We start from the raw sequence: 5,925 nt of genomic DNA, 5'->3' as shown, positions 1-5,925 counted from the left end.
ACTGGAATTACTAATAACTCAACGATATTGAGTTTAGGTAAAATTAAATATCGTGAGGGGTTTGGAGACCAAACCCCTACTAAACTTCTAATAACTGAAAAAATGACTATTATTCAAGACAGAACTTTGGCAGATAAAGTACGAGCAGATTTTCCGATTTTAAATCAGGAAATAAATGGTAAACCACTGGTTTATTTAGATAATGCTGCTACTTCCCAAAAACCTTTAGCAGTTATTAATGCTTGGCAGGAATATTACCTAAAATATAATTCTAATGTGCATAGGGGTATTCATACTTTAAGTGGAAAAGCAACAGATGCTTATGAAGGGGCAAGAGATAAAGTAGCTGCTTTTGTTAATGCAGAATCTCGGAATGAAATTGTTTATACTCGTAATGCTAGTGAAGCTATTAATTTAGTTGCTTATTCTTGGGGTTTAAATAACCTCAAACCAGGAGACGAAATTATTGTCTCAGTTATGGAACATCATAGTAATTTTGTTCCCTGGCAAATGGTTGCTCAAAAAACCGGAGCAGTTTTAAAATTTGTCGAATTGACTGAAACAGAAGAGTTTAATTTAGAACAATATAAAACCCTAGTTTCTGAAAAAACAAAGTTAGTAGCAGTTGCTCATGTTTCTAATGTTTTAGGTTGTACAAACCCAGTCAAAGAAATTTGCTCAATTGCTCATCAAAACGGAGCTAAAGTATTAATAGATGCTTGCCAAAGTTTACCTCATTGTGTGGTAGATGTACAGGCAATAGGTTGTGATTGGTTAGTAGGTTCTGGTCATAAAATGTGCGCTCCCACTGGCATTGGTTTTCTCTATGGAAAATTGGAATTACTAAACGAAATGCCACCATTTTTAGGAGGTGGTGAAATGATTTCCGAGGTGTTTTTTGACCATTCCACCTATGCAGAATTACCTCATAAATTTGAAGCAGGAACGCCAGCTATTGGAGAAGCGATCGCTCTTGGTGCAGCAGTAGATTATCTGACAAATATAGGTATGGAAAAAATCCATACCTATGAAGCAGAATTAACTACTTATTTATTTGATAAATTGAATCAAATTCCTGAAGTAACTATTTACGGGCCTCAACCAAATACTAATGGAGAAAATAGGGCAGCATTAGCATCTTTTACAGTAGAAAATATTCACCCAAATGATTTATCAACTATGTTAGATGAAGCAGGGGTAGCAATTCGTTCTGGTCATCATTGCGCTCAACCTTTGCATCAATATTTAAAGATTTCATCCACAGCAAGAGCAAGTTTATATTTCTATAATACTCGTGATGATATTGATGCTTTTATTGTTGCTTTAAAAGACACAATAGAATTTTTTGGTAGTATTATGGGTTAAGTTAAATAATGGATAATTGATAATGGATAATTGATAATTACCTCTATCTAAAAGGAAGAGGATTGAATAAAAGGAAAATTTTTTCTTGTTTCTCCTTTAAAGGAAAGGCTTTAAACCTTAATTATACCAATTCCCATGCATTAATGCTATACTTGATTAATACTTCAGTTATTAAGTAATTACCTTGGGAAAATTACTTTATTGCTAATTTGAGACAATTTAATCTTTGATTATCCTTATTTTTAATTCTCCCGTAGGGACGTTGCATGCAACGTCCCTACACTCCCCTACTCCCCTACTCAATGAAATGTAGAAAAGTTTTTGAGAAATGGTATTATTCGGTAAGGAAGGAACAAGGAACAGGGAAGAAGGAAGAAGTTTTGTAGTCTAGCTTTGTGAAGACCGCGATAATATAGGTTTTACCCTATTTTATCTAACAGGGTTTGGTATCCAAACCCAAGTAAAAATGGGATTTGGAAACCAAAAAGTAGGGACGTTCCATGGAACGTCCCTACATGGTTATTATTTTTTTCCAGCTAATACTAATAAGGACTATTATGTATGAGAGAATGGAATCTAAATAAACTTATAGTTATTAACTTAATTTTTCTGAATATTGCGATTATTTTCCTAGCAGTAGCGTTAATTTTTTCACCGAATCAAACTTTAGCAACTTCCATCTCTGAAGCTCAAGGAAAAACAGACTCAAAAATTGAATTGATAAATTCAGAAAAGTTAGCTCAGGGTAGAGGGAAAAAATATGAGTATAAAGTTGAATATCAATTTGGTTTTCCTCAAAGTGAACAGGAAAGAGACAACTATACAGAAGCTTTAAATGATGCTGGAAAAAATGGATGGGAATTAAGTCAAACTGACGTTGTTTTTAATCCTACTAACGGACAAGGGTTATATATTTTAATTTTTAAAAGAGAGAGGTAAATAAATATTTTTTTAGCTACCCCTAAGTAGTCAGCTATTTGCTATGATCTTCACTACCTTTAATGTAGTAGAAATTAAACAATGCTTGCTTTATTGATTAAGAAGCTGATAGCTGACTGCTAATAGCTGAATGCTTATTATTTTTGTGCTACAACTTCAATTATTTCTGTATCCATAATCATCTTACTATTACTAACTAAATCTTCATGCTTATTAGTGTTTAGAGTAACAGTTATTTCATTCTTACCTGGTTCTAAATTTCCGAGATAATACCAATTGCTATAAATCCTAGTTATTTTTTTGTCGTTGATGTACAAATGAGCATGACCTTCATAAGGGTTACTACTTTGATTAACTGTTTCTGGAGCCAATTTAAAGTTAGTTAGTTTTAGTTCTAAATTCCATCCTTTCATGGTATCTTGATAAACAACTAAATCAACTTCAGGAACTGGTTGTCCTGCTGGAATTTCTAACTTTTTATGACTATGACCTGTATGACTGTGAGATTTATCAGCAACTAAATTATTGGTTGAAGAATTAACTGTGGTGGCAACTCCTAATCCGGCAGTTAAAATTAGTATTGTGGATGTTAGATTGAGTATTTTATTCATATTTTTTTCTATGGTTTATGATTTATTAGTCCTGGTATTATATAGAATAATAGTAAAAATGTGAAAAGACAAGTTGTCATACTTATCAGTTGAGAATTTAAGAATTAATTATAAATAATGGTAGTAAATTAACAAAAGTTTGGGATAACTAAGCAATTTGTTCCAACTCCAAGGCGGAAATAGGTTAACCTATGTTCCCCAGATTAAAGATATGTCAAATCGAATAAAATTGTTGGGTATCTAACGTAATAACTGCCCGTACCAGAGGAACTAGGAGAAAAAGTTTTTATACCATATCTGGATCGTTACTGATAAGCACTTCTTTCTCCTGATACATTATTTTTCCTGACTCCTGACTCTTCCCTAATTCTTGATAACTGTTCAAGGGAACATGATATTAATTATGGAAGGTTGATAGATGGCTTCAAAAATGTCTATCGGTGAGTTTTTCATAATGAAACAGAGAGTACCAATAGAAGAGAAAATTAGGTAAAATAAAAGTAGTTAAAAAAGGAGTTTGATATGGATAGGGAACAAATGAAGCGTATTTACGAGCAAGTAGCATCGAAAATAATTTATGATAGAATCGAAAATCGTGAATCATATTTAGTATTTGAAAGAAAGCTATTGCAAGCATATAGAAATAGTGAAGAGGCTAGCAGAAAATACTATGAGTTAGAAATGCTAATGAGAGAATCGAGTCAATCTAATGTAAAATAGAAGTATGTACTTTTTTACTTATTATGATAATATAGCAATTCCCAAGAAGCGTGAGGTACAAAATTATTTGGTTTTAGGGAATAGGGAATAGGGAATAGGGAATAGAGAATAGGGAATAGAATACAATATAAAGATAGATGTACCTCATTAGACTGAGAAACGCTATATATTCACCAATTCATATTAGCAATTGGTGATTTTTTTTCAAAAATATGAAGAAAAATGTCAAAAAACAAGCTGCCATACTTTCAATAATTGATAATGGATAATTGATAATTACCTCTCCCTAAAAGGAAAAGAATTGAATAAAAGGAAAATAAATTCATTGTTTCTCCTTTAAAGGAGATGCTTTAAACCTTAATTATTCGGTAAAATTGAAGATAGAAATAATATCAAAAAATTATGTCAAAAACTCAACCCTATCAACCTTTTTTGCTGCGTTTATTTCACAGTATTAATGCTTTATTGGTAATCTCTTGTGTAATTACAGGTTTTTTGGTTTATGATAGTTGGGATGGTAGATTTGGCAAAGTTGGTTTGACTATCAAAAACCGTAGTTTAATAGATATCCATGGAACTTTTGCCTTTGTTTTATTCTTGATCTTTTTGGGATTTATTATAGTAAGTATCAAAATAGGTAGAAACCGTTTAGTTCAATCAGATGATTGGCAAAAATTGACAAATAACGTGGGTGAAAATATTTGGTGGTATAGACTGCATCGTATAGTCAATACCACAATTTTATTCTCGGCAATACTATCAATAGGTTCGGGAAAATTACAAGACGAAAATTGGTTGCCTAATGGTGAAATGTATCATTTTTGGTACTCCCTGCATCTGATAGGTTGGCTAATCATGTTATTGGCGATCGCTACTCACTTATTAATGAGTGCTAAAGTAGGTGGATATCCTCTAATTTTATCCATGTTTAATCCAAAATATCTGCCCCAAGAAAGTCCGAAGTTATGGCCAGAAAAAATTATGGCTTGGTTAAAACACCCTAGAATTTAATAATTAACAATTAATAATTAATAATTAATAATTACCGAAAAATTAAGGTATAAAGCCTTCTATTTCAAGAGAAAAAAGAAAAAAAATCTTTGAGCGCCAATCCTCTTTTTTATAAGAAGAGGTAATTCTCAATTCTCAATTCTCAATTCTTGAACTCTTCTTAGAGACTATTTATAAAAGGAATATTAAATCCAAATGATAATTGGCCAAGAATTTCAACCAATAGCAGCGATCGCCACAACTCCTAGATCAGTAAAATTATTACAACCTATTTGTCAAACATTGGGAGCAACTCTCTGGATACCGGAGTCTTGTCAAACAACAATAAATCTTCCTCCCAACACCCAGGTTTACACTGACTCTCTGAAAAATCATCTGACAAATATTTGGCAAAACTATTGCGCAATAGTTTTTTGTCTTGCTAGTGGTGCAGTCGTCCGTTTAATTTCTCCACTTTTGCAAGATAAATATCGCGATCCAGCAGTAGTTGTTGTCGATGAAGCGGGTAAATTTGTCGTTAGTTTATGTAGCGGACATCAAGGAGGTGCGGATAAATTAACAAATATTCTCGCTCCCCTTCTCAACGCTACCCCAGTCATCACGGGAGCATCCCATAATTCAGGATTACCTGGTATCGATATTTTGGGTAAACCTTTTGGTTGGCAACAGGGGGAAGGTGACTGGAATAAAGTTAGTGCAGTAGTTGCCAGAGGAGAAACTGTACAAGTGCTTCAAGAAGTAGGTTCGACGTTGTGGCAAAAACATCTACCGGAGCAACATCCGTTTTACTTTGGGTCTCCAGAAATAGGCGAACCATCCCCTACTCCCAAGGCAAGAATTTGGATTAGTTTTACTCAACGCCAGTTTTCGCCAGATTCAGATTTACCAAAAGTGCAATGGCACCCGCGAGTTTTATGGGTAGGGGTTGGTTGCGAAAGAGGAACTTCTAAAAAATTAATTGCTACAGGTATCGAGGAAATATTTCGCGCTCATCATTTAGCAGAAGGAGCGATCGCTGGTATTGCCACTATTAATATTAAAGCTGATGAAATAGGATTAGTCGAATTTTGTCAGGAACGAAATTTACCTTTACGGACATTTTCAGCAGATTTATTAAACTGTGTTGAAGTGCCTAATCCTTCTAATATTGTTGCAGCAGAAGTTGGAACTCCTAGTGTTGCTGAAGCCGCAGCTATTTTAGGAGCAAAACAGGAGCAAGACACGGATTTTCACGGATGTACGGATGATTCATTCTTATTATTTCAAAAGGGAGAAATAA

The 5,925-nt window shown here is 33.6% G+C and carries 7 protein-coding genes; 5 read left to right on the top strand and 2 right to left on the bottom strand.

What is annotated here, in order from left to right:
* Window positions 1-102: 102 nt before the first annotated feature.
* Both ACP6PK_RS05440 and ACP6PK_RS05435 read left to right on the top strand, forming a co-directional pair.
* Window positions 103-1,365: a cysteine desulfurase gene (locus ACP6PK_RS05440; protein WP_426558491.1), complete on the top strand. Its 1,263-nt coding sequence runs from the start codon at window positions 103-105 to the stop codon at window positions 1,363-1,365.
* A gap of 561 nt (window positions 1,366-1,926) precedes the next feature.
* Window positions 1,927-2,304: a DUF4177 domain-containing protein gene (locus tag ACP6PK_RS05435; protein ID WP_426558444.1), complete on the top strand. Its 378-nt coding sequence runs from the start codon at window positions 1,927-1,929 to the stop codon at window positions 2,302-2,304.
* A 137-nt stretch (window positions 2,305-2,441) separates the two neighbouring features.
* On the opposite strand, the gene ACP6PK_RS05430 is transcribed toward ACP6PK_RS05435, so the two are convergent.
* Window positions 2,442-2,915 (bottom strand): hypothetical protein, encoded by a 474-nt coding sequence (locus tag ACP6PK_RS05430; protein WP_426558442.1) that lies wholly within the window; start codon window positions 2,913-2,915, stop codon window positions 2,442-2,444.
* A 522-nt stretch (window positions 2,916-3,437) separates the two neighbouring features.
* Between ACP6PK_RS05430 and ACP6PK_RS05425 the strand changes: the two genes are divergently transcribed.
* Window positions 3,438-3,635, top strand: coding sequence for a hypothetical protein (locus ACP6PK_RS05425; protein WP_426558440.1), 198 nt, complete (start codon window positions 3,438-3,440; stop codon window positions 3,633-3,635).
* A 248-nt stretch (window positions 3,636-3,883) separates the two neighbouring features.
* Here ACP6PK_RS05425 and ACP6PK_RS05420 read toward each other — a convergent pair whose 3' ends face one another.
* Window positions 3,884-3,961 carry a DUF4896 domain-containing protein gene (locus tag ACP6PK_RS05420; RefSeq protein ID WP_371357428.1) on the bottom strand — a complete coding sequence of 26 codons (78 nt, stop codon included), beginning with the start codon at window positions 3,959-3,961 and terminating at the stop codon, window positions 3,884-3,886.
* A gap of 76 nt (window positions 3,962-4,037) precedes the next feature.
* On the opposite strand from ACP6PK_RS05420, the gene ACP6PK_RS05415 reads away from it, so the two are divergent.
* Both ACP6PK_RS05415 and ACP6PK_RS05410 read left to right on the top strand, forming a co-directional pair.
* The gene (locus ACP6PK_RS05415; protein ID WP_426558438.1) at window positions 4,038-4,646 is read left to right on the top strand and encodes a cytochrome b/b6 domain-containing protein; all 609 of its coding nucleotides are present in this window, start codon (window positions 4,038-4,040) and stop codon (window positions 4,644-4,646) included.
* Window positions 4,647-4,841: 195 nt separating this feature from the next.
* On the top strand, window positions 4,842-5,925 hold a 1,084-nt coding region (locus tag ACP6PK_RS05410), incomplete at its 3' end, for a cobalt-precorrin 5A hydrolase (RefSeq protein WP_426558436.1).

Source organism: Dapis hubbardiae BLCC-M172 (assembly GCF_050016015.1).
Classification (GTDB): Bacteria; Cyanobacteriota; Cyanobacteriia; order Cyanobacteriales; family Microcoleaceae; genus Trichodesmium.
This window is presented reverse-complemented; position numbering and strand designations above follow the sequence as displayed.

Bases quoted from the DNA above. Each gene is read 5' to 3' on its own strand.
- ACP6PK_RS05440 (WP_426558491.1), top strand. From the start codon at position 103: ATGACTATTATTCAAGACAGAACTTTGGCAGATAAAGTACGAGCAGAT.
- ACP6PK_RS05435 (WP_426558444.1), top strand. From the start codon at position 1,927: ATGAGAGAATGGAATCTAAATAAACTTATAGTTATTAACTTAATTTTT.
- ACP6PK_RS05430 (WP_426558442.1), bottom strand. From the start codon at position 2,915: ATGAATAAAATACTCAATCTAACATCCACAATACTAATTTTAACTGCC.
- ACP6PK_RS05425 (WP_426558440.1), top strand. From the start codon at position 3,438: ATGGATAGGGAACAAATGAAGCGTATTTACGAGCAAGTAGCATCGAAA.
- ACP6PK_RS05420 (WP_371357428.1), bottom strand. From the start codon at position 3,961: ATGAATTTATTTTCCTTTTATTCAATTCTTTTCCTTTTAGGGAGAGGT.
- ACP6PK_RS05415 (WP_426558438.1), top strand. From the start codon at position 4,038: ATGTCAAAAACTCAACCCTATCAACCTTTTTTGCTGCGTTTATTTCAC.